This is a genomic window from Mycolicibacterium bacteremicum, assembly GCF_002086115.1.
GTDB classification, from domain to species: domain Bacteria; phylum Actinomycetota; class Actinomycetes; order Mycobacteriales; family Mycobacteriaceae; genus Mycobacterium; species Mycobacterium bacteremicum.
Window position 1 is genome coordinate 114,999 of record NZ_MVHJ01000001.1, and the last position, 21,177, is coordinate 136,175.

Here is a 21,177-nt window from a genome sequence, read left to right on the forward strand (position 1 = left end):
CGTTCGCGGTCTGTTGTGTGACGATGTGAGCTTGCGCTGCGTTCGGCGGATGGGCTCGGCCGAACCCGTTGCGGACCACCTGCGCCATGCCCTCCCGCAGATTTCCAGAACACCACGAATGGGGTCATGCGCATGGCTGACGGCGTCAACAGACGACTCGATCACCGGATCTGGCTCGGTGCCGGGGTGATGGCCGCCGGACTCGGGATGGCGGTCGCAACCGGGCACGGCATGGCGGTCGCGGAAGCCGATGAGGGTGGGCCGGCCGGTGGCACCACATCGGAGAGCTCGTCGGCGACCGATACATCCGCCGCCCCGTCGGCCGGTGAGCAGGCGGCGTCCGCCGGGTCGACCGCACGCGAACCGAAGACGCTGCGTGCGGCCCGCACCGGTACGCTGCGGGTCCGCACCGCCGCGGCGCCGGTCGTGCGGGTGAGCGCGACCACCCAGCGCGACACCGCGCCCGCCGTACCGGAGCCCGAAGCACCGGAGCTCGAAGCGCCGCGGACCGTCACCGTCGGTGAGGTCGAGGCCGAGGCCGAAAGTGGCAGCCAGACAACGGAGTCGGCGGTCGCCGCCGACGGTGTGGTCGGCGTAGCGCAGCCGGACACGCCGTATGACCGTCGGCGCCCGGAGTCCGACACCAGGCCGGCACGTTCCGAACGCGACACCGGCCGCGCCGATGGCGACGAGCTGACCCAGCAGCCCGTCGACGCGAGCAAGAGTGTCGGTGTCGCGAATCCGGTTGTCGGGCAGCCGTTCTCGACGGCCGCCGGGACGGCGGCCAAGCCGGTGACGATCGGCAGCCTCATCGGTGATTTCATGGCGCGCCTGGGCATCAAACCGGTCAAGTTCAACCTGGACTTCCTGCGGGTACCGTTTCCGAAAATGATCCAGAACTGGTGGGCCGATGTCCGCACCAGGTTCTTCGGTCTGCCCCGCACCCCGACGGTGGTCCCGCCCGTGGTGCCCGGTCCGGTGGATCCCGCGCCCGGCGCCGCCGAGCCGGTGCTGCTGTGGGAGACCAACTTCACCTCCATCGACGAGGCGGTGCAGGCATGGTCGCTGCAGAGTGGGCGGTGGGGCCAGTCGGCGGGCGAAAACCAGTACTACACCGCCGATTTCTCGAACGTCACCGTCGACGCGAACGGCCATCTGGTCATCACCGTGCGCCGCGGGCCGACACCGGACGGTGCCGCCGCACCGCACGACTACACCTCCGCGCGGGTGGTGACCTACGGCAAACAGTCGGTCCTGCCGAACAGCCGCATCGTGGCGCGCATCCAGATGCCCTACGCCAAAGGTCTGCTGCCTGCGTTCTGGATGGTGGGCCTTGAGCCGGGGCACGAGTTCGACTGGCCGCGTCAGGGTGAGGTGGACATCGCCGAGTACCCCGGGTTCGGCACCGAGGAGGGCCGGACCCACTGGACCGGCAACATCCACGGACCGGCGGCGGGCAACAACACGCTCGACGTGAAACTCGACACCGTCGGCGCCGAGATCGGAGTCGATCTGTCGCAGGGATTCCACGAATACGGCATCGACTGGTATCCCGACCGCATCGTCTGGCATGTCGACGGTGTGCAGACCGGTCAGGTCACCAAGGCGCAGTACGAGGCACTCGGCGGTGACTGGACCCCGTTCTCCGGTGCGTGGCCGCACTATCTGATCCTCAACACGGCGGTGGGCAACCCGTGGACCGGGGACCCCGATGCCTCGGCAGAGTTCGGCCCACAGCAGATGAAGGTGGACTGGGTGAAGGTCTACTCGCTGGGCGCGGTCGCCGTCTGAGCCGGTCGGGGACATACTGGGAATTGGCAGTGCCGCCCCGACGTTAGGAAAAGCGTGAGTACAAAGGACATCACCGCAGCCGAATTCAAGTCGGTCATCGATGACAACGAGATCGTCATCGTCGACTTCTGGGCGACCTGGTGCGGTCCGTGTCGCGCCTTCGCCCCCACGTTCGGTGCCTCCGCGGACAAGCATCCCGACGTGGTGCACGCCAAGGTCGACACCGAGGCGGAGCCAGAATTGGCCCAGGCCGCCGAGATCCAGGCCATCCCGACGCTGATGGCGTTCAAGAAGGGACACCAGGTGTTCCGGCAGTCCGGAGCCCTCGGCCCCGCTCAGCTCGAAGACCTGATCACCAAGATCAAGGAGTTCGACATCGACGCGGCCATCGCGTCACAGCAGAACTGACGACGCTGACCCGGTCACGACGGTGCGCGCGATAGCGTGCACGTCGTGACTGAGTACAGCGAATTCGTGAAGGTCTCCCAGCCGGTTCCCGGCGTGTCTTTGGTCACGCTCAACAGGCCCGAGCGGATGAATTCGATGGCCTTCGACGTGATGGTCCCGTTGCGTGCCGTGCTGGCCGATCTGCACAACGACAACACCACCCGCGTTGTCGTGCTGACCGGCGCCGGACGCGGATTCTCCTCGGGCGCCGACCACAAATCCGCCGGTTCGGTACCGCACGTCGATGGCCTGACCCGACCGTCATTCGCCCTGCGGTCGATGGAAGTGCTCGATGAGGTGATCCTGGCACTGCGGCGGCTGCACCAGCCGGTGATCGCCGCGGTCAACGGTGCGGCCATCGGGGGCGGGCTGTGCTTGGCGCTGGCCTGCGATATCCGCATCGCTGCAGCTGGCGCCTACTTTCGGGCCGCCGGAATCAACAACGGTCTGACCGCCAGCGAGCTCGGGTTGTCCTATCTGCTGCCGCGCGCCATCGGTGCATCGCGGGCCTTCGAGATCATGCTCACCGGCCGCGATGTCGATGCCGCCGAAGCCGAACGCATCGGGCTGGTGTCCAGCGTCGCACCCGAGGACGAACTGTTGGCCCGCTGCTTTGCAATGGCACAGGGGATCGCCGCGTTCTCCCGGCCGGGAATCGAGTTGACCAAGCGCACGCTGTGGAGTGGACTGGACGCCGGCAGCCTGGAAGGCCACATGCAGGCCGAGGGGCTCGGCCAACTGTATGTGCGCCTGCTCACCGCCAACTTTGAAGAAGCGGTGGCGGCGCGCAAAGATAAGCGGTCGCCGGTGTTCACCGATGAGCGCTGACGACAAACCCACGGCCCGGACGCGCGCACAGCGGGCCACGAGAACGGCCGACAGGCAGATCAAGAGGAGGCAGCAGCGTGATCACCGCAACGGACCTGGAGGTCCGCGCCGGGGCGCGCACGCTGCTGTCCATCGAGGGCGCCGCCCTGCGGATCCAGCCCGGCGATCGCATCGGTCTGGTGGGCCGCAACGGCGCCGGTAAGACCACCACCATGCGCATCCTGGCCGGCGAGGGTGAACCCTATGCGGGCAAGGTCGAGTCGACCGGCGAGATCGGCTACCTGCCGCAGGATCCCCGCGAGGGCGATCTCGATGTGCTGGCGCGAGATCGGGTGCTCTCGGCGCGCGGTCTGGACACCCTGCTGTCCGATCTGGAGAAGCAGCAGACGCTGATGGCCGAGGTGGCCGACGATGCGGCCCGCGACAAGGCGGTGCGTCGCTACGGCCAACTCGAGGAACGCTTCGCCGCTCTCGGTGGCTATGCCGCCGAGAGCGAGGCCGGGCGCATCTGCGCCAGCCTGGGCCTGCCCGACCGGGTGCTCACCCAGCCGCTGCGGACGCTGTCCGGTGGTCAGCGCCGCCGCGTGGAACTGGCGCGGATCCTGTTCGCCGCCAGTGACACCGGCTCCGGATCGGCGACGACGCTGCTACTCGATGAGCCCACCAACCACCTTGACGCCGATTCGATCGGCTGGCTGCGCACCTTCCTGCAGAACCACACCGGCGGCCTCGTGGTGATCAGCCACGATGTCGAACTGCTTGCCGACGTGGTCAACCGGGTCTGGTTCCTGGATGCGGTGCGCGGTGAGGCCGATGTCTACAACATGGGCTGGCAGAAGTATCTGGATGCCCGGGCCACCGACGAACAGCGTCGTCGCCGCGAGCGCGCCAATGCCGAGAAGAAGGCCGGCGCGTTGCGCGCACAGGCCGCCAAGATGGGTGCGAAGGCGACCAAAGCCGTTGCCGCGCAAAACATGTTGCGTCGTGCCGAGCGGATGATCGCGGAGTTGGATGACGAACGGGTGGCCGACAAGGTGGCCCGCATCAAGTTTCCGGTTCCCGCACCGTGCGGCAAAACTCCCTTGGTGGTCAAGGGATTGACCAAGACCTACGGTTCGCTGGAAGTGTTCACCGGCGTCGATCTGGCGATCGACCGCGGTTCCCGCGTGGTCGTTCTCGGCCTCAACGGCGCGGGTAAGACGACGTTGCTGCGACTGTTGGCCGGCACCGAGACGCCCGACGCCGGTGGCCTGGTGCCCGGTCACGGACTCAAGATCGGCTACTTCGCCCAGGAGCACGACACCCTGGACAACGAGGCGACCGTCTGGGAGAACATCCGCCACGCCGCCCCGGACACCGGTGAGCAGGACCTGCGAGGTCTGTTGGGCGCCTTCATGTTCACCGGACCACAGCTCGATCAGAAGGCCGGCACGCTGTCCGGCGGTGAGAAGACCCGGTTGGCGCTGGCCGGTCTGGTGGCCTCGACCGCCAATGTGTTGCTGCTCGACGAGCCGACCAACAACCTCGATCCCGCCTCGCGTGAGCAGGTGCTCGACGCGTTGCGCAGTTATCAGGGTGCGGTGGTGCTGGTGACCCACGATCCGGGTGCGGCCGAGGCGCTGGACCCGCAGCGCGTGGTGCTGCTGCCCGATGGCACCGAGGACTTCTGGTCCACCGAGTACCGGGACCTCATCGAGCTGGCATAGGCCGCTCTACAAGGGATTTCACCGAATATTTTCTCGCTGTTTTGCCCATTCCCGGTCCGGGTACCCGCGACAAGGATCGGGAGTGGGGAGAACATCGATGAGTGAGACGAACAAGTCCCGGGAAGAGATCCTCTCGGATTTGCGCAGCGATTACGAGAGCGGGGCCAGTATCCGGTCTCTGGTGGCCAAGACCGGCCGCTCGTATGGATCGGTGCACAGCATGTTGCTCGAATCCGGCACCCGGATGCGTAGCCGCGGCGGGCCGAATCACCGCCGCCGCGCCAGCTAGACCGCTCAGCGTGGGTGGCGGACCGAATCTTCGACGAGGTCGAGCACCGCGCTGAGGTTCTCGGTGTCCTCACCGGACGCCAGGCGGGCGACCAGACCGTCGAGTACGAGATCGAGATAGGTCTGCAGGACGGCGCCGGGTACGTCGTCTCGTAGCCGGCCCGCCTGCTTCTGTTTTCGCAGTCGCTCCGTGGTGGCGGCCGACAATTCTGCCGAGCGCTCGGCCCACCCCTGGTGGAACGCCGGGTCGTTGCGCAGCTTCCGCGCAATCTCCAGCCGCGTCACCAGCCAGTCGAACTGGTCCGGCGCGGCCAGCAGATCACGCATCACCTGGATCAGACCCTCACGGGCGGCCACATCGGCCATCCGCTCGGCGTCCTCGCGGGCCAACTCGAAGAACAGGGTGTCCTTGTCCTTGAAGTGGTGGAAGATGGCGCCGCGCGACAGCCCGATGGTGTGTTCGAGCCGCCGCACGGTCGCCTTCTCGTATCCGTACTCGGCAAAGCAGCGCCGAGCGCCGTCGAGTATCTGGCGACGACGGGCCGCCAGATGGTCGTCGGTTACCCGTGGCACGGGGTGGTATCCGGTATTTCCGCGCCGGTCTCCTAGTTCGCCTTGAGCATGTTGCGCAGCACGTACTGCAGGATGCCGCCGTTGCGGTAATAGTCGGCCTCACCGGGGGTGTCGATGCGGACCACGGCGTCGAACTCGACCTTGGAACCGTCCTCCTTGGTGGCGGTCACATGCACGGTCTTGGGCGTCTTGCCCTCGTTCAACTCGGTGATGCCCTCGATGTCGAAGGTTTCGGTGCCGTCCAACTTCAGGCTGGCCGCCGATTCCCCGGCCGGGAACTGCAGCGGGATGACGCCCATGCCGATCAGGTTCGAGCGGTGGATGCGCTCGAAGGACTCGGTGATGACGGCTCGCACGCCGAGCAGCGAGGTGCCCTTGGCCGCCCAGTCGCGCGAGGATCCGGATCCGTATTCCTTGCCGCCTAGGACGACCAGCGGGATACCGGCCTTCTGGTAGTTGACCGAGGCGTCGTAGATGAACGCCTGCGGACCACCATCCTGGGTGAAGTCGCGGGTGTAGCCGCCCGACACATCGTCGAGGAGCTGGTTCTTGAGGCGGATGTTGGCAAAGGTGCCGCGGATCATCACCTCGTGGTTGCCGCGACGGCTGCCCAGCGAGTTGTAGTCCTTGCGTTCCACCCCGTTGGCCTCGAGGTACTGCGCGGCCGGGGTGCCCGGCTTGATCGCGCCGGCCGGGCTGATGTGGTCGGTGGTCACCGAATCGCCCAGCAGGGCAAGCACTCTGGCGCCGGAGATGTCGCTGACCGGCTCCGGATCGGCGGGCATGCCGTCGAAGTACGGGGCCTTGCGCACATAGGTGGAGTTGTCGTCCCAGGCGAAGGTGTTGCCCTCCGGGGTGGGCAGCGAACGCCAGCGGTCATCGCCGGCGAACACGTCGGCATAGGACTCGGTGAACATGTCCCGGTTGATCGAGGAGGCGATGGTCTCTTGGATCTCCTGCGACGTCGGCCAGATGTCTTTCAGGAAGACGTCGTTGCCGTCGGTGTCCTGCCCCAGTGGGTCGGTCTCGAAGTCGAAGTCCATGGTGCCCGCGATGCCGTAGGCGATGACCAGCGGCGGGGAGGCCAGGTAGTTCATCTTGACGTCGGGGGAGATGCGGCCCTCGAAGTTGCGGTTGCCGGACAGCACGGCGGTCACCGACAGGTCGTTGTCGTTGATCGCGGCGGAGATCTCATCGGGCAGCGGACCGGTGTTGCCGATGCACGTGGTGCAGCCGTAGCCGCCCAGGTAGTAGCCGAGCTTCTCCAGGTAGGGCCACAGGCCGGCCTTGTTGTAGTAGTCGGTGACCACCTGCGAGCCCGGCGCCATGTTGGTCTTGACCCACGGCTTGGAGGTCAGGCCCTTCTCGACGGCCTTCTTGGCCAGCAGTGCGGCGCCGATCATGACCGACGGGTTGGAGGTGTTGGTGCAGGAGGTGATACCCGCGACCACGACCGCACCGTGATCGAGCACGAATTCACCGCGCTCGTCGGAGCGCACCGTGACCGGCTTGGACGGCCGGCCCTCGGCGCCGTTGGACGCGTTCGGTCGCACGTCGACGGCGCCGTCATCGGCGAAGGAGAGGGTGGCCGGGTCGCTGGCCGGGAAGGACTCCTCGACGGCCTCGTCCAGCTTGGTCTCCGGTGCCGGGTGGTTCTCCGCCACGTAGTTGTGGATGTCCTTGCGGAACGCGTTCTTGGCATCGGTGAGCTCGATGCGGTCCTGGGGACGCTTCGGCCCGGAGATCGACGGCACCACGGTGGACAGGTCGAGTTCCATGTACTCGGAGAACACCGGCTCCTTGTCCGGGTTGTGCCACATGCCCTGGGTCTTGGCGTAGGCCTCGACCAGCGCCAGTTGCTCCTCGGTACGCCCGGTCAGTCGCAGGTAGTTGATGGTCTCCTCATCGATGGGGAACATCGCCGCGGTGGAACCGAACTCGGGGCTCATGTTGCCCAGGGTGGCGCGGTTGGCCAGCGGCACCTCGGCCACGCCGTTGCCGTAGAACTCGACGAACTTGCCGACGACACCGTGCTTGCGCAGCATGTCGGTGACGGTGAGCACCACATCGGTGGCGGTGACGCCCGGCTTGATCTCGCCGGTCAGCTTGAAGCCGACGACCCGGGGGATGAGCATCGAGACGGGCTGGCCCAGCATGGCCGCCTCGGCCTCGATGCCGCCGACGCCCCAGCCCAGCACGCCGAGGCCGTTCTCCATGGTGGTGTGGCTGTCGGTGCCCACACAGGTGTCGGGGTAGGCGACACCGTTGCGGGTCATCACGACGCGGGCCAGGTATTCGATGTTGACCTGGTGCACGATGCCGGTGCCCGGGGGGACGACCTTGAAGTCGTCGAAGGCGCCCTGGCCCCAACGCAGGAACTGGTAGCGCTCGCCGTTGCGTTCGTATTCGAGTTCGACATTGCGCTCGAAGGCGCCGGCGTTGCCGAAGACATCCAGGATGACGGAGTGGTCGATGACCATCTCGGCGGGCGAGAGCGGGTTGACCTTGTCCGGGTCGCCGCCGAGCGTCGCAACGGCCTCACGCATGGTGGCCAGGTCGACGATGCAGGGCACGCCGGTGAAGTCCTGCATGAGGACGCGGGCGGGGGTGAACTGGATCTCGATGCTCGGCTCGGCCGAGGGATCCCAGTTCGCGATGGCCTCGATGTGCTCTTTGGTGATGTTTGCGCCGTCCTCGGTGCGCAGCAGGTTCTCGGCGAGCACCTTCAGGCTGTAGGGCAGCTTCTCGGTTCCGGGTACCGCGTCGAGGCGGTAGATCTCGTAACTGTTCTCCCCGACGGTGAGGGTGTCTCGGGCATCAAAAGAGTTCAAGGACGAATTGGCTGCATTGTCGTTGCTCACATCAACTCCCGGTTAGATCGTGCCGGCGACGGGCTGTGTCGACGGCATACTGACCCTAACAGTACGCTTGTCCTGCAAGACGGGGAGGGTCGGGTCCAGTCTTCTCCAGTGCGGGCCACGATGCGAGCCCGTCGGTCAGATGGTGGGACCGTCCGAACCGATCACGCCGCCGAGCACGCCGCCGATCACGCCGATGTCACGCGCCGGTGACGGCCGGAGAGTCGGATGCCGGGCCCCGCCGCATGCAGCGGTACGGTGCGGTGGTGACCGGACCGCACGTACTGCCGCACATCCCCGCCTACATCCCGCCCGGGGTGGACATGAACCTCGTCACCGATCAGGTGCGCGACGGCGGTGTGAGTGCACCGGCGGGGGTGGATCTGGCCGGTCTGCGCGAGGTGGTCTCGGCGGCCGGCGCCGACGGGATCGACCTGAAGATCGTCGTCATCGACCAGAACCCGCCGATCGACACCCCGCTGCGCGATATCGCCACCGAGGTCGGCCAGGAGTTCCCGGGATCGACGGTGCTGGCCATCAGCCCCTTCTATGCGGGCACCTACAGTCAGGTATATGACCGGGTCACTCTGGAGGCCGGTCAGGACCTCGCGAAAACCGGTGATCCGGTCCAATCTTCGAAGAATTTCGTGAGCGAGTTACAGACGCCCGACTTTCCCTGGACGCCCTTTACCGTGGTGCTCGTGCTAGGCGTTGCGGTAGCTGCCGTTTTCACCCGCTTGCTGCAGGTTCGTGCCCGTCGAACCGTTGCTGAGAGTGCTCCTGTGGAGCCGTCGGCCTAAAGGCCTGCTCGCTTTCTCGAATTCGAATATCACCATTCGATAACGCCGCTTCCAATTACATTCATGTAATTTGTGACTAAAGTTTCTTTAGGGCGTGATGTGACGTACGGTGCAAACAGTGTTTGGTGTTGCAGCTGTGATTCATGTGACTACCGACACCCATCTGAAGTGCCGTGTCGTCCGCGTTGAGCCCTAGGAGACCTGAGTCCCATGAGACGCATTCCAGGCGCCTCCGCGTCCCGCTTCTACGGGCGGGTCTGTGTAGTCCCGCTCACCGTCGTCGGCCTCATGTGTGCGGGCGCGTTGCCGCACGGACCGATCACCGGGCCCATCGCCGTGGCCGATCCCGTCAAGCCGGAGGGCATCGCGGCCCTGGTGGCCGCGGTGGCCGATGCGAACCAGAAGCTGCAGGATCTCGGTGCGGCCGTGCAGGTCCAGCAGGAGAGCGTGAACAAGGCACTGCTCGACGTCCAGAGCGCACGTGACAACGCGGCCGCCGCGGCCGCCGAGGTCGAGGCCAGTCGGCGGGGCGTCGATGCTGCCACCGTCGCCATCGCCGATGCGCAGCGCCGCGTCGACACCTATGCCGTGGCCGCCTATGTCAACGGTCCGTCGGCCTCCTATCTGACCGCTGCCGACCCCGACTCCGCGCTGCAGACCGCGGCCGCCGGGCAGGCGCTGGCCGCCAACTCCCAGCAGGTGCTCGGCGATCTGCAGGCGGCGCGCACCGATCAGGTCAACCGCGAGTCCGCGGCCCGGCTGGCCAAGCAGAACGCCGACAGGGCCGCCGCCGACGCGCAGTCCAGCCAGGACGCCGCAGTCGCCAGCCTGACCCAGGCCCAGCAGACCTTCGGATCCCAACAGGCCGAACTGGACAAGCTGTCCGCCGAACGTGCTGCGGCGCAAGCGAAATTGGACGCCGCCCGGCCCGCGCAGCCGCTGGCGGCACCGTCGGCCCCGGCCGGCGCCGCACCGACCGGGCGCGCACCGGGGGTGGCCGGCCCGGCCGTCCCGGGACCGTCGGCCGACTGGGACCGTGCACCGGGTGGGCCTGCGCCGGCCCAGTCCAGCCAGTGGGACCTCACCTTGCCGGCGATCCCGAGCGCTTTCGTCAGCGGAGATCCCATCGCGATCATCAACGCGATCCTCGGCATCATGCAGACCTCGGCCCAGCTGACCGCGGACATGGGACGCAAGTTCCTGCAGAAGCTGGGCATCCTGCCGACACCCACCGGGTTCACCAACAACGGGGCCATTCCCCGGGTGCACGGGCAGGCGGCGTCGGAGTATGTCATCAAGCGCGCCATGTCCCAGATCGGTGTGCCGTACTCCTGGGGCGGTGGCAACGCCGCCGGCAAGAGCAACGGAATCGACGGCGGCGCAGGCACAGTCGGATTCGACTGCTCGGGCCTGGTGCTCTACGCCTTCGCCGGCGTCGGCATCAAGCTGCCGCACTACTCCGGCGCGCAGTACGACATGGGCCGCAAGATCCCCACCTCGCAGATGCGCCGCGGCGACGTCCTGTTCTGGGGGCCGGGCGGTAGTCAGCACGTCGCGATCTACCTGGGCAACAACCAGATGCTCGAGGCCCCCTACACCGGCTCGCACGTCAAGATCTCGCCGGTGCGCACCAGCGGCATGACCCCGCACGCCGTCCGATACATCGAATACTGAACGTAGGGAATTCCTTGAACTCCACACGCTTTCACAAACTCAACCGGGTGCTGGCCGCGCTGGCGGTGGCCGGCGCGATGGCCATCGGCGCCGCCGCCCCGGCAGCCGCGGCACCGGCGGAGTGGGATCCGACACTGCCCGCGCGGCCGAGTTCCGGAGCCCCCGGCGACCCGGTCGCCATCGCCAACGCGTCGTTCCAGGTGAGCAAGATCGCGCTGGAGACCACCCAGAGTCTGGGTTCGAAGTTCCTGCAATCCATCGGGCTGGCACCCGCCCCGGCCGCATCGACCGGCGGCCTGCCGACCGGGGCGCGGGTGCGCGGCCCGGCGGCCATCGAATACGTGATCCGCCGTGGCGGGTCCCAGATCGGTGTCCCGTACTCCTGGGGCGGCGGCACGTTGACCGGTCCCGGTCCCGGTGTCGACTACGACAACGGCAAGATCGGCTATGACTGCTCGGGCTTCACCCGCTATGCCTTCGCCGGTGTCGGCGTGCAGATCCCCAAGTACTCCGGCGACCAGTACAACTTCGGCCGGGCCATCCCGCCGTCGCAGGCCAAACGCGGCGATCTGATCTTCTGGGGCCCCGGCGGCAGCCAGCACGTGGCCATCTATCTGGGCGGCGGCAAGATGCTGGAGGCCTCCGGCAGCGCCGAGAAGGTGACCGTCAGCCCGCTGCGCACCGCGGGGATGTCCCCGCACCTGGTGCGCATCATCGAGTCCTGACGCACCCGGCACGCGGGGCGGCCAACGTCGACGGATTCCACACTGCCTGGAATAGTTGACGGCGGACGCCCGGCCACCTCGGCGGTCGCCACTGAAGTCCAGCGAGTTTGTTGCAGATCGACCGTGGGAGGAAGCTAGATGACGTCACCGAGTGGGCCGCCGCAGGGCGCCGGAGGCTATCAAGGCCCGGCCCCGACGCAGGGCTACCCGCCCGGCACGCAGAGCGCCCCGCCCGCGGGTCCCGGACTGCAGAACGAGGTACACACCCTGGAGCGTGCGATCTTCGAGGTCAAGCGCATCATCGTCGGTCAGGACCGCCTCGTCGAGCGGATGCTCGTCGGTCTGCTGGCCAAGGGGCACGTCCTGCTCGAGGGTGTCCCCGGCGTCGCCAAGACGCTCGCGGTGGAGACCTTCGCCAAGGTCGTCGGCGGCACCTTCGCCCGCATCCAGTTCACCCCCGACCTGGTGCCCACCGACATCGTCGGTACCCGTATCTACCGCCAGGGCCAGGAGGAGTTCGACATCGAACTGGGCCCCGTGGTGGTGAACTTCCTGCTGGCCGACGAGATCAACCGCGCACCGGCCAAGGTCCAGTCGGCACTGCTGGAGGTCATGGCCGAGCGCAAGATCTCCATCGGCGGCAAGACCTTCCCGCTGCCCAACCCGTTTCTGGTGATGGCCACCCAGAACCCGATCGAGCAGGAGGGCGTGTACCAGCTGCCCGAGGCGCAGCGCGACCGCTTCCTGTTCAAGCTCAACGTCGACTACCCGTCGCCGGAGGAAGAGCGCGAGATCATCTACCGCATGGGCGTGAAACCGCCTGAGCCCAAGCAGATCCTGAACACCGGTGATTTGCTGCGGCTGCAGGAGGTGGCGGCCAACAACTTCGTGCACCACGCGCTGGTCGACTACGTCGTCCGCATCGTCACCGCGACCCGCGAGCCGGAGAAGTTCGGCATGCCTGATGCCAAGTCGTGGATCGCCTACGGCGCTTCGCCGCGCGCGTCGCTGGGCATCATCTCGGCCTCCCGTGCGCTGGCGCTGGTGCGCGGTCGCGACTACGTGATCCCCCAGGATGTCGTCGAGGTGATCCCGGATGTGCTGCGGCACCGTCTGGTGCTCACCTACGACGCGCTGGCCGACGAGGTCTCGGCCGAGACCGTGATCAACCGCATCATGCAGACCGTCGGTCTGCCCCAGGTGAATGCCATTCCGCAGCAGGGTCATTCGGTGCCTCCCGGGGTGCCTGCCGCGGCGGCGGCCGGCGGTCGGTGACCGGGACCGGGCCGGATCGTTCGGCTTCGCCGAAGCAAGGACGGACGGTCGATCTGCCCTCGCTCAAACGTGGTGAGATCCGCGACCCCGCACTGAGTGCGGCGCTGCGCAAACTCGAGCTGACGGTGCGCCGCAAGCTTGACGGCGTCCTGCACGGTGACCACCTCGGCCTCATCCCCGGGCCCGGCTCGGAGCCGGGGGAGTCCCGGATGTATCAACCCGGCGACGATGTCCGCCGGATGGACTGGTCGGTCACCGCGCGGACCACCCATCCGCACGTCCGGCAGATGATCGCCGACCGGGAGCTGGAGACCTGGCTGGTGGTGGACGTGTCCTCCAGCCTGGACTTCGGCACCACCGGCTGCGAGAAGCGCGACCTGGCCGTCGCAGCCGCCGCGGCCATCGCGTTCCTCAACAGCGGCGGCGGCAACCGCATCGGCGCGGTGATCTCCAATGGTGAGTCGTTCCGCCGGGTGCCCGCTTTGTCCGGCCGGCTGCACGAGCAGGAGTTGTTGCGCGCCATCGCCACCACCCCGCAAGCCCCGCTCGGTGTGCGCGGCGACCTGGCCGGGGCCATCGACGCCTTGCGCAGGCCGGAACGACGGCGCGGGATGGCCGTCATCATCAGCGACTTCCTCGGGCCGATCGACTGGATGCGACCACTGCGGGCCATCTCCGGCCGGCACGAGGTGCTGGGCATCGAGATCATCGATCCGCGCGATGTCGAACTGCCCGACGTCGGTGACGTGGTGTTGCAGGACACCGAATCGGGGGTGACCCGCGAGTTCACCATCGACGAGAAACTGCGTGACGACTTCGCCCGCGCCGCGGCGGCCCACCGGGCCGAGGTGGCCCGCACGCTACGCCGCTGTGACGCTCCGCTGCTGACGTTGCGCACCGACCGGGACTGGATCGCCGATGTGGTGCGCTTCGTGGCGGACCGCCGCCGCGGCGCCATGGCGGGCGGGCGATGAGCGCTTCATGACTACGACACTGAAATGACAAGCTGCACATGACATTGCCGTTGCTCGGACCGATGAGCCTGTCGGGCTTCGAACACAAGTGGTTCTTCCTGTTCCTGCTCGCGGTACTGGGGTTGACCGCCCTCTACATCGTGGTGCAGCGGGCCCGTAAACAGCGGATCCTGCGGTTCGCCAACATGGAACTGCTGGAGCGGGTGGCCCCCAAGCAACCCAGCCGGTGGCGCCATCTGCCCGCCATCCTGCTGATCGCCGCCCTGACCCTGCTGACCGTCGCGATGGCCGGACCCACCAACGACGTCCGGGTCCCGCGCAACCGCGCCGTGGTGATGCTCGTCATCGACGTCTCGCAGTCCATGCGGGCCACCGATGTCGCACCCAGCCGGCTGGTCGCCGCCCAGGAGGCGGCCAAGCAGTTCGCCGATCAGCTCACCCCGGGCATCAACCTGGGGCTGATCGCCTACGCGGGCACCGCGACGGTGCTGGTCTCGCCGACCACCAACCGGGAGGCGACCAAGAACGGGATCGACAAGCTGCAGCTGGCCGACCGCACCGCCACCGGCGAGGGCATCTTCACCGCCCTGCAGGCGGTCGCCACCGTCGGCGCGGTGATCGGCGGCGGGGACGAGCCGCCCCCGGCCCGCATCGTGCTGATGTCCGACGGCAAGGAGACCGTGCCGTCCAACCCGGACAACCCCAAGGGCGCCTACACCGCCGCGCGCACGGCCAAGGACCAGGGGGTGCCCATCTCGACGGTGTCCTTCGGCACGCCGTACGGCTATGTCGAGATCAACGAGCAGCGCCAGCCGGTGCCGGTCGACGATGAGATGCTGGCCAAAATTGCCGAGCTCTCCGGCGGCGAGGCCTTCACCGCGTCCAGCCTGGAACAGCTCAAGGCCGTGTTCAGCTCGCTGCAGGAGCAGATCGGCTACGAGACCATCAAGGGCGACGCCAGCGTCGGATGGCTGCGACTCGGGGCGCTGGTGCTCGCGCTGGCCGCCCTCGCGGCACTGCTGATCAACCGCCGGCTGCCGGGCTAGTAGCGGGCGGTGCCCGCCGCCAGCGGCGGGTACTCACCCGAGCCACGGCCGTCGACGGTTGCGCCGGCGAACTGCAGTGCGGCCAGTAGTTCGGGTTCCACTGCCGGGCGCAGGCCGGGATCGGACACCGCGTCCAGGTGTTCCAGATGTGCCGGGGACAGCGCGATGTCGAGCCCGGCAAGGTTGGTCAGCAGGTGGTCGAGCCGACGCGCGCCGAGAATCGGTACGACGGTACCGGGCCGGGCGCGCAGCCAGGCCAGCGCAACGGCAGCCGACGTCGTGCCCAACTGTCCGGCGACCTCGGCGACCGCCTCGATGACGTCGAATTGCGCCTCGGTCGGGCCGCCGACGAAGGCGGCACGGGCGGAGTCGTGCACCTGCGCACCGCGGTGGTATTTGCCGGACAGGAAGCCGTTCTGCAGCGGGCTCCACGGTGTCAGTGCCAGACCCTGATCGATGGCGAACGGGGTGACCTCGGCCTCGGCGCCGCGGTTGAGCAATGAATAGCCGACCTGCAGAGCCACCAGGGGGGTCCAGCCCCGCCACAGCGCAAGAGTCTGAGCCTGCGCGGTCACCCAGGCCGGGATGTTCGAGAACCCCAGATAACGCACCTTGCCGGCGCGGACCAGATCGTCGAGGGTGCGCATGGTCTCCTCGATCGGGGTGTGCCGGTCCCAGTTGTGCAGCCAGTACAGGTCGATGTGGTCGGTGCGCAACCGACGCAGGCTCTCGTCGAGCTGGGCGATGATCGACCGTGTGCCGGCGCCGCCTCCGTTGGGGTCACCGGGGAACATGTTGGTGAAGAACTTGGTGGCGACAATGACACGATCACGCCGATGGGGCCGCGCGGCAAAGTAGTCACCCAGGATCTTCTCGGAGTGTCCGTTGGTATAGAAGTTGGCGGTGTCGATGAAGTTGCCACCGTGGTCGAGGTAGCTGGAGATGATGGCGGAGGCTTCATCGGGACTGCATCCGGCGCCGCCCGCGTCTTCGCCGAAGGTCATGGCGCCCAGTGCCAAAGGGCTGACACGCAGACCGGATCGGCCGAGGGTGACGTAGTGGTCGAGGGACATCGCGATCTCCTTGTTCGGGTTGGTGATTACGCGCTCCATGCAACCGTGGCGGCCCGATCGCCGGTAGACCGATGCGATCTGATTCTTGCCCGATCCTCTCAATGCTGGATGTATCGTGTGGTTCGTGATTCGCTGAGCCGGTGACCACTGCCGCGCTGTCCGAACTTTGCGAGCTGATCGACGTGCACGCTGCTGCGTCGATGACGACAGCCATCGACGGGCTATTGCTCTCGCGTGTCAGCACCTCGGAGCCGGAGTACTCGCTGACCGAGCCCCTGCTGGTGGTCATGGCGCGGGGCGCCAAGCGGCTGTTGCTCGGTGACCAGACCTTCGAGTACCGCACCGGCGACATGCTCGTGGTGGCGGCCGAGCTACCCGTGAGCGGCCACTTCATCGGTGCCGATGCCACCAGCGCGGCGCTCGGTGTCGGAGTCGTGCTGCGCCCCGCCGCGATCGCCGAACTGTTGCTTGCCGCCGGCGGCCGCCGACAACCCGTATCGGCAGGCCCGGCCATCGCGAGCGGACCCGCCGAACCGACGTTGCTCGACGCCGTCCTGCGGCTGGTTCGCCTGCTTGCGCACCCCGACGATGCCGAGGTGCTGGCGCCGCTCATAGAACGCGAGATCCTGTGGCGGTTGCTCACCGGTCCGCACGGCGCACTGGTGGCGCAGATCGGGACGACCGGAGGCGTGTCCGCACACATCAACCGGACGATTCGTTGGATCCGCGACAACTATGCCGAACCCTTGCGCATCGCGGATCTGGCGGCGCTGGCCGGTATGAGTGCCTCGTCGTTCCATCGGCACTTCCGTGCCGTCGCCGCGATGAGCCCGCTGCAGTTCCAGAAGCAGATTCGACTGCAGCAGGCACGTGCGTTGCTGGCTGCCGATGCCGGGGATGTGGCCGGGGTGGGCCACCTCGTCGGCTATGACAGCCCGACCCAGTTCAGCCGGGAGTACCGCCGGATGTTCGGTGCGCCGCCGCGCCAGGATGCGGGGCGGGGGTGGAGATCCGTGTCGCCGCTGCCATGATCGATACGGTGACGTGATTTCGGACCCGCGCCGGTCAGGCACTAAGTTGGCGGTCATGACTGAGAGTGCCGCTACCGAAGCGACCCCCGTCGGCCGTCCCGCGTTCGTGTCCCGGTCGGTGCTGGTCACCGGCGGCAACCGGGGTATCGGCCTGGCCATCGCCCAGCGACTGGCCGCCGACGGACACAAGGTGGCCGTCACCCACCGCGGATCCGGTGCGCCCGAGGGACTGTTCGGCGTGGTGTGTGACGTGACCGACAACGAGGCCGTCGACCGCGCCTTCAAAGAGGTCGAGGAGCACCAGGGACCGGTCGAGGTGCTGGTGTCCAACGCCGGGATCTCCAAGGACGCCTTCCTCATGCGGATGACCGAGGAGCGGTTCTCGGAGGTCATAAACGCCAACCTCACCGGCGCGTTCCGGGTCACCCAGCGCGCGTCACGCAGCATGCAGCGCAACCGATTCGGCCGGATCATCTACATCGGCTCGGTCTCGGGCATGTGGGGTATCGGCAACCAGGCCAACTACGCGGCCGCCAAGGCCGGTCTGATCGGCATGGCCCGCTCCATCTCCCGGGAACTGTCCAAGGCCGGGGTCACCGCCAACGTCGTCGCGCCCGGATACATCGACACCGAGATGACCCGCGCCCTCGACGAGCGGATCCAGGAGGGCGCACTGGAATTCATCCCGGCCAAGCGGGTCGGTACCGCCGAGGATGTCGCCGGGGCGGTCAGCTTCCTGGCATCCGAGGACGCGGGTTACATCGCCGGCGCGGTCATCCCCGTCGACGGCGGCATGGGTATGGGCCACTAGGCCCCGATGCGTCAGCGCCACCAGGCCCCGGTGCGTCAGCGCCACTAGAAAGGAAATCCAGAACATGGCAGGACTTCTCGACGGTAAGCGCATCCTCGTCACGGGGATCATCACCGACAGCTCGATCGCGTTCCACATCGCCAAGCAGGCCCAGGAGGCCGGTGCCGAACTGGTGCTCACCGGTTTCGACCGGCTCAAGCTCATCCAGCGCATCGCCGACCGGCTGCCCAAGCCGGCACCGCTGCTCGAACTCGACGTGCAGAACACCGAGCACCTGGATTCGCTGGCCGGGCGCATCACCGAGGCGATCGGTGAAGGCAACAAGCTCGACGGCGTGGTGCACTCGATCGGTTTCATGCCGCAGACGGGCATGGGCATCAACCCGTTCTTCGACGCTCCCTACGAGGACATCGCCAAGGGCATCCACATCTCGGCCTACTCCTACGCCTCGCTGGCCAAGGCCACCCTGCCGGTGCTCAACAGTGGCGGCAGCATCGTCGGGATGGACTTCGACCCGACCCGCGCCATGCCCGCCTACAACTGGATGACCGTGGCCAAGAGCGCGCTGGAGTCGGTCAACCGGTTCGTGGCCCGCGAGGCCGGACCGTTCGGCGTGCGCTCCAATCTCGTTGCCGCAGGCCCTATCCGCACCCTGGCGATGAGCGCCATCGTCGGTGGCGCGCTGGGCGCCGAGGCCGGCGACCAGATGCGGCTGCTGGAAGAGGGCTGGGATCAGCGCGCACCCGTCGGCTGGAACATGAAGGATCCGACCCCGGTCGCCAAGACCGTCTGCGCACTGCTGTCGGATTGGCTGCCCGCCACCACCGGGACCATCATCTACGCCGACGGCGGCGCCAGCACCCAGCTGCTCTGAGCAGACCCGTGGCCCCCAACAGCTTCGACGCACTGCTGCTGCTGTCCTTCGGCGGTCCGGAGGGACCCGAGCAGGTGATGCCGTTCCTGGAGAACGTGACCCGGGGCCGCGGTATCCCGCGGGAGCGCCTGGAGTCGGTGGCCGAGCACTACTACCACTTCGACGGCGTGTCCCCGATCAACGGCATCAACCGGGCGCTCATCGAGCAGATCGAACGGGTCCTGGCCGATGCGGGGCGGGACCTGCCGGTGTACTTCGGCAACCGCAACTGGGAGCCGTTCGCCGAGGACACCGTTGCCGCCATGCGCGACAACGGTGTTCGGCGCGCCGCGGTGTTCGCGACGTCGGCCTGGGGTGGGTACTCGGGCTGCGCGCAGTATCAGGAGGACATCGCCCGGGCGCGTAGCAGCGTGGCCGACGCCGGAAAGGGCGCGGCGCCGGAACTGGTGAAGCTGCGCCAGTACTTCGACCACCCGCTGTTCGTGGCGATGTTCGCCGACGCTGTTGCCGAGGCGGCCGAGACGCTGCCCGCCGAGCGTCGGTCCGGTGCCCGCCTGGTCTTCACCGCCCATTCGATTCCGTTGCGGGCCGCCAACCGTTGTGGCCAGGACCTCTACGAGCGTCAGGTCAGGTATGCGGCACGGCTGGTGGCCGACGCGGCCGGCTATGACGACTTCGACGTGGTGTGGCAGTCCCGGTCCGGACCGCCGCAGGTGCCGTGGCTGGAACCCGATGTGGGCGATCACCTGGAGGTGCTGGTCGAGCACGGGATCGATGCGGTGATCGTGTGCCCCATCGGATTCGTGGCCGACCACATCGAAGTCATCTGGGACCTGGACAGCGAACTCGCCGAACAGGCCGCGGCGGCCGGCGTGGCACTGGCCCGGGCCGCCACCCCCAACGCCCAGCGCCGGTTCGCCGAGCTGGTGATCAGCCTGGTCGACGAGCTGCGGCTGGATCAGCCCCCTGCCAGAGTCGTTGGGCCGCAACCGGTTCCGGGCTACGGCAGCAGTGTTGACGGATCGTTCTGCACGCCGGCGTGCCAGCCGGTCAGCGCCGCCAGGCCGAGTACAGAATCGCGCTGATCGCGGCCAGCCGCGCCGACCGCACCACCGAGGCCAGCGGGCGCAGCGTATCCGAGGCGATGCGCACCTCCGAGCTGGTCTGCAGGCCGATCGGCATGAGTCCGGAACTGGCGGTGATGATCGCGTCGACGTGTGCGGCGTTCTCCAGCACCCGCGCCGCGCGCTCCGGGGCATGATCGGGCAACCGGTGCAGCCGGGTGGCCTCCAGTAGTTGTTCGACCATGCCGCGCGGGTCGTCGATGTCGGCCACCCCGATGCCGGCGCTCAGCGCGCCCAGCGCATCGGCGGCCGATCGCACCGCCGAGCGCAGCGTGTATTCGGCCTCGCCCAGATCGAGATGCTCGAGCACCCCGGGCGCGGGCACCGAGTAGACCGTCCAGGCCAGCGACACCGGGTCGGGCTCGAAATCGGGATCGTCGATGTCTTCATAGATGTATTCGGGCACCATGCCGACCGACCGCGACGGGTCGGTGCCGACGATGATCGCCTCACCCATGGTGATGGCATCGCGCTGGAACTGGGTGTCCGGCGGCAGACCGCGGACGTCACCGGGCACCGGTAGCACCAGCGACAGGGCGGGCGCGCCGGCGGCCGGGCCGGCGGCGGTGCGCATCGTCTGCAGCAGCGACATCGTGCCCGAGTGGTCCAGGTCCGGCCACGGCAGTCCGGTCGAAGCCGCCGCCACCGAGTCGTAGGCGGTCACCGAATGCTTTGGCGCCCACTGTGATAACGCGTCGAGCACATCATCGGGCGCGGCCATGCCCGCAAGCCAGGCATTGACCCAGACCGTCAGCGACGCACTCGGACACCACATAGTTTCCGCAGTGTAGTTGTCGTCCGCGGGTACGGCCGGATTCGCTAGGCTGACACACATGCCCGCATGGATTTGGCTGGTCGCAGCGCTGGGTCTGGCAGGTGCAGAGGCCCTGACCGGGGACATGTTCCTGCTCATGCTCAGTGGCGGCGCGCTGGCGGCCGCCGGTGCGAGCTTCGTCTTCGATTGGCCGATCTGGGCCGATGGAGCGGTGTTCCTGGTCGTGTCGGTGCTGCTGCTGGTGTTGGTGCGTCCCGCGTTGCGGCGCCGGATGGAGTCCGGCGGGGGACTGCTGGACCCGGCCAAGGCCCTGGAGGGCAAGGGGGCCCTGGTGCTGGCGCAGGTGTCCCGGCATGACGGTCAGGTGAAACTCGACGGCGAGGTATGGACGGCGCGGCCGCTCAACGACGACGATGTGTTCGAAACGGGCGATCAGGTGACCGTAGTGCACATCGACGGGGCCACCGCGGTCGTGTCCAAGATCGTGTAGGCAGGTCGAACTCC

At 67.6% G+C, this 21,177-nt stretch carries 20 protein-coding genes; 16 read left to right on the forward strand and 4 right to left on the reverse strand.

The window, feature by feature from the left end; all coding sequences use genetic code 11:
• Positions 1-132: 132 nt before the first annotated feature.
• From BST17_RS29530 to BST17_RS00590, 5 genes are all read left to right on the forward strand, one after another.
• Entirely contained in the window at positions 133-1,791 is a 1,659-nt protein-coding gene (locus tag BST17_RS29530) for a glycoside hydrolase family 16 protein (protein ID WP_234807484.1), read from the forward strand.
• Between the two features lie 54 nt (positions 1,792-1,845).
• Positions 1,846-2,199: a thioredoxin gene (trxA, locus tag BST17_RS00575; protein WP_083054537.1), complete on the forward strand. Its 354-nt coding sequence runs from the start codon at positions 1,846-1,848 to the stop codon at positions 2,197-2,199.
• Between the two features lie 45 nt (positions 2,200-2,244).
• Positions 2,245-3,066: an enoyl-CoA hydratase gene (locus BST17_RS00580; RefSeq protein ID WP_083055206.1), complete on the forward strand. Its 822-nt coding sequence runs from the start codon at positions 2,245-2,247 to the stop codon at positions 3,064-3,066.
• Positions 3,067-3,143: 77 nt separating this feature from the next.
• Positions 3,144-4,772, forward strand: coding sequence for an ABC-F family ATP-binding cassette domain-containing protein (locus BST17_RS00585; protein ID WP_083054539.1), 1,629 nt, complete (start codon positions 3,144-3,146; stop codon positions 4,770-4,772).
• 97 nt (positions 4,773-4,869) lie between these two features.
• Positions 4,870-5,061 carry a helix-turn-helix domain-containing protein gene (locus BST17_RS00590; protein WP_083054541.1) on the forward strand — a complete coding sequence of 64 codons (192 nt, stop codon included), beginning with the start codon at positions 4,870-4,872 and terminating at the stop codon, positions 5,059-5,061.
• Between the two features lie 5 nt (positions 5,062-5,066).
• Here the strand turns inward: BST17_RS00590 and BST17_RS00595 are convergent, their stop codons facing one another.
• The gene (locus BST17_RS00595) at positions 5,067-5,633 is read right to left on the reverse strand and encodes a TetR/AcrR family transcriptional regulator (protein WP_083054543.1); all 567 of its coding nucleotides are present in this window, start codon (positions 5,631-5,633) and stop codon (positions 5,067-5,069) included.
• 32 nt (positions 5,634-5,665) lie between these two features.
• Positions 5,666-8,464 (reverse strand): aconitate hydratase, encoded by a 2,799-nt coding sequence (locus BST17_RS00600; protein ID WP_083055209.1) that lies wholly within the window; start codon positions 8,462-8,464, stop codon positions 5,666-5,668.
• Positions 8,465-8,757: 293 nt separating this feature from the next.
• On the opposite strand from BST17_RS00600, the gene BST17_RS00605 reads away from it, so the two are divergent.
• From BST17_RS00605 to BST17_RS00630, 6 genes are all read left to right on the forward strand, one after another.
• A complete protein-coding gene (locus BST17_RS00605) occupies positions 8,758-9,291 on the forward strand; it encodes an Rv1476 family membrane protein (RefSeq protein ID WP_083055212.1) in 534 nt (177 codons plus the stop codon).
• A 210-nt stretch (positions 9,292-9,501) separates the two neighbouring features.
• Positions 9,502-10,965: an NlpC/P60 family peptidoglycan endopeptidase RipA gene (gene ripA / locus BST17_RS00610; RefSeq protein ID WP_083054545.1), complete on the forward strand. Its 1,464-nt coding sequence runs from the start codon at positions 9,502-9,504 to the stop codon at positions 10,963-10,965.
• Between the two features lie 77 nt (positions 10,966-11,042).
• Positions 11,043-11,690, forward strand: a complete 648-nt coding sequence (ripB, locus tag BST17_RS00615; RefSeq protein WP_083055215.1) for an NlpC/P60 family peptidoglycan endopeptidase RipB — start codon at positions 11,043-11,045, stop codon at positions 11,688-11,690.
• Positions 11,691-11,828: 138 nt separating this feature from the next.
• Positions 11,829-12,965: a chaperone MoxR1 gene (moxR1, locus tag BST17_RS00620; protein WP_083054547.1), complete on the forward strand. Its 1,137-nt coding sequence runs from the start codon at positions 11,829-11,831 to the stop codon at positions 12,963-12,965.
• Positions 12,962-13,939 (forward strand): DUF58 domain-containing protein, encoded by a 978-nt coding sequence (locus BST17_RS00625; RefSeq protein ID WP_083054549.1) that lies wholly within the window; start codon positions 12,962-12,964, stop codon positions 13,937-13,939. The genes moxR1 and BST17_RS00625 overlap by 4 nt, the downstream gene beginning before the upstream one ends.
• A 38-nt stretch (positions 13,940-13,977) precedes the next feature.
• Entirely contained in the window at positions 13,978-14,985 is a 1,008-nt protein-coding gene (locus tag BST17_RS00630; protein WP_083054551.1) for a VWA domain-containing protein, read from the forward strand.
• Here BST17_RS00630 and BST17_RS00635 read toward each other — a convergent pair.
• Positions 14,982-16,058 carry an aldo/keto reductase gene (locus BST17_RS00635; protein WP_083055218.1) on the reverse strand — a complete coding sequence of 359 codons (1,077 nt, stop codon included), beginning with the start codon at positions 16,056-16,058 and terminating at the stop codon, positions 14,982-14,984. The genes BST17_RS00630 and BST17_RS00635 overlap by 4 nt on opposite strands.
• A 140-nt stretch (positions 16,059-16,198) precedes the next feature.
• Here BST17_RS00635 and BST17_RS00640 point away from each other — a divergent pair, with 140 nt between their 5' ends.
• The 4 genes from BST17_RS00640 (at position 16,199) to BST17_RS00655 (ending at position 19,859) form a co-directional block, all read left to right on the forward strand.
• Positions 16,199-17,089, forward strand: a complete 891-nt coding sequence (locus BST17_RS00640; protein WP_234807485.1) for an AraC family transcriptional regulator — start codon at positions 16,199-16,201, stop codon at positions 17,087-17,089.
• 55 nt (positions 17,090-17,144) lie between these two features.
• The gene (gene fabG1 / locus BST17_RS00645; RefSeq protein ID WP_083054553.1) at positions 17,145-17,900 is read left to right on the forward strand and encodes a 3-oxoacyl-ACP reductase FabG1; all 756 of its coding nucleotides are present in this window, start codon (positions 17,145-17,147) and stop codon (positions 17,898-17,900) included.
• A gap of 64 nt (positions 17,901-17,964) precedes the next feature.
• The gene (gene inhA, locus BST17_RS00650) at positions 17,965-18,774 is read left to right on the forward strand and encodes an NADH-dependent enoyl-ACP reductase InhA (RefSeq protein ID WP_083054555.1); all 810 of its coding nucleotides are present in this window, start codon (positions 17,965-17,967) and stop codon (positions 18,772-18,774) included.
• 8 nt (positions 18,775-18,782) lie between these two features.
• Positions 18,783-19,859: a ferrochelatase gene (locus tag BST17_RS00655; RefSeq protein ID WP_109749938.1), complete on the forward strand. Its 1,077-nt coding sequence runs from the start codon at positions 18,783-18,785 to the stop codon at positions 19,857-19,859.
• Here BST17_RS00655 and BST17_RS00660 read toward each other — a convergent pair.
• Entirely contained in the window at positions 19,825-20,673 is an 849-nt protein-coding gene (locus BST17_RS00660) for an Rv1486c family protein (RefSeq protein WP_083054557.1), read from the reverse strand. The genes BST17_RS00655 and BST17_RS00660 overlap by 35 nt on opposite strands.
• A 58-nt stretch (positions 20,674-20,731) precedes the next feature.
• Between BST17_RS00660 and BST17_RS00665 the strand changes: the two genes are divergently transcribed.
• Positions 20,732-21,163, forward strand: a complete 432-nt coding sequence (locus BST17_RS00665; protein ID WP_083054559.1) for an NfeD family protein — start codon at positions 20,732-20,734, stop codon at positions 21,161-21,163.
• The last annotated feature ends 14 nt before the right edge of the window (positions 21,164-21,177 follow it).

Excerpts from the sequence above, each read along its gene's own strand:
- BST17_RS00590 (WP_083054541.1), top strand. The coding sequence starts at position 4,870 with ATGAGTGAGACGAACAAGTCCCGGGAAGAGATCCTCTCGGATTTGCGC.
- BST17_RS00660 (WP_083054557.1), bottom strand. The coding sequence starts at position 20,673 with ATGTGGTGTCCGAGTGCGTCGCTGACGGTCTGGGTCAATGCCTGGCTT.
- BST17_RS00630 (WP_083054551.1), top strand. The coding sequence starts at position 13,978 with ATGACATTGCCGTTGCTCGGACCGATGAGCCTGTCGGGCTTCGAACAC.
- ripA (WP_083054545.1), top strand. The coding sequence starts at position 9,502 with ATGAGACGCATTCCAGGCGCCTCCGCGTCCCGCTTCTACGGGCGGGTC.
- inhA (WP_083054555.1), top strand. The coding sequence starts at position 17,965 with ATGGCAGGACTTCTCGACGGTAAGCGCATCCTCGTCACGGGGATCATC.
- ripB (WP_083055215.1), top strand. The coding sequence starts at position 11,043 with ATGGCCATCGGCGCCGCCGCCCCGGCAGCCGCGGCACCGGCGGAGTGG.
- BST17_RS00665 (WP_083054559.1), top strand. The coding sequence starts at position 20,732 with ATGCCCGCATGGATTTGGCTGGTCGCAGCGCTGGGTCTGGCAGGTGCA.
- BST17_RS00635 (WP_083055218.1), bottom strand. The coding sequence starts at position 16,058 with ATGTCCCTCGACCACTACGTCACCCTCGGCCGATCCGGTCTGCGTGTC.
- BST17_RS29530 (WP_234807484.1), top strand. The coding sequence starts at position 133 with ATGGCTGACGGCGTCAACAGACGACTCGATCACCGGATCTGGCTCGGT.
- moxR1 (WP_083054547.1), top strand. The coding sequence starts at position 11,829 with ATGACGTCACCGAGTGGGCCGCCGCAGGGCGCCGGAGGCTATCAAGGC.
- fabG1 (WP_083054553.1), top strand. The coding sequence starts at position 17,145 with ATGACTGAGAGTGCCGCTACCGAAGCGACCCCCGTCGGCCGTCCCGCG.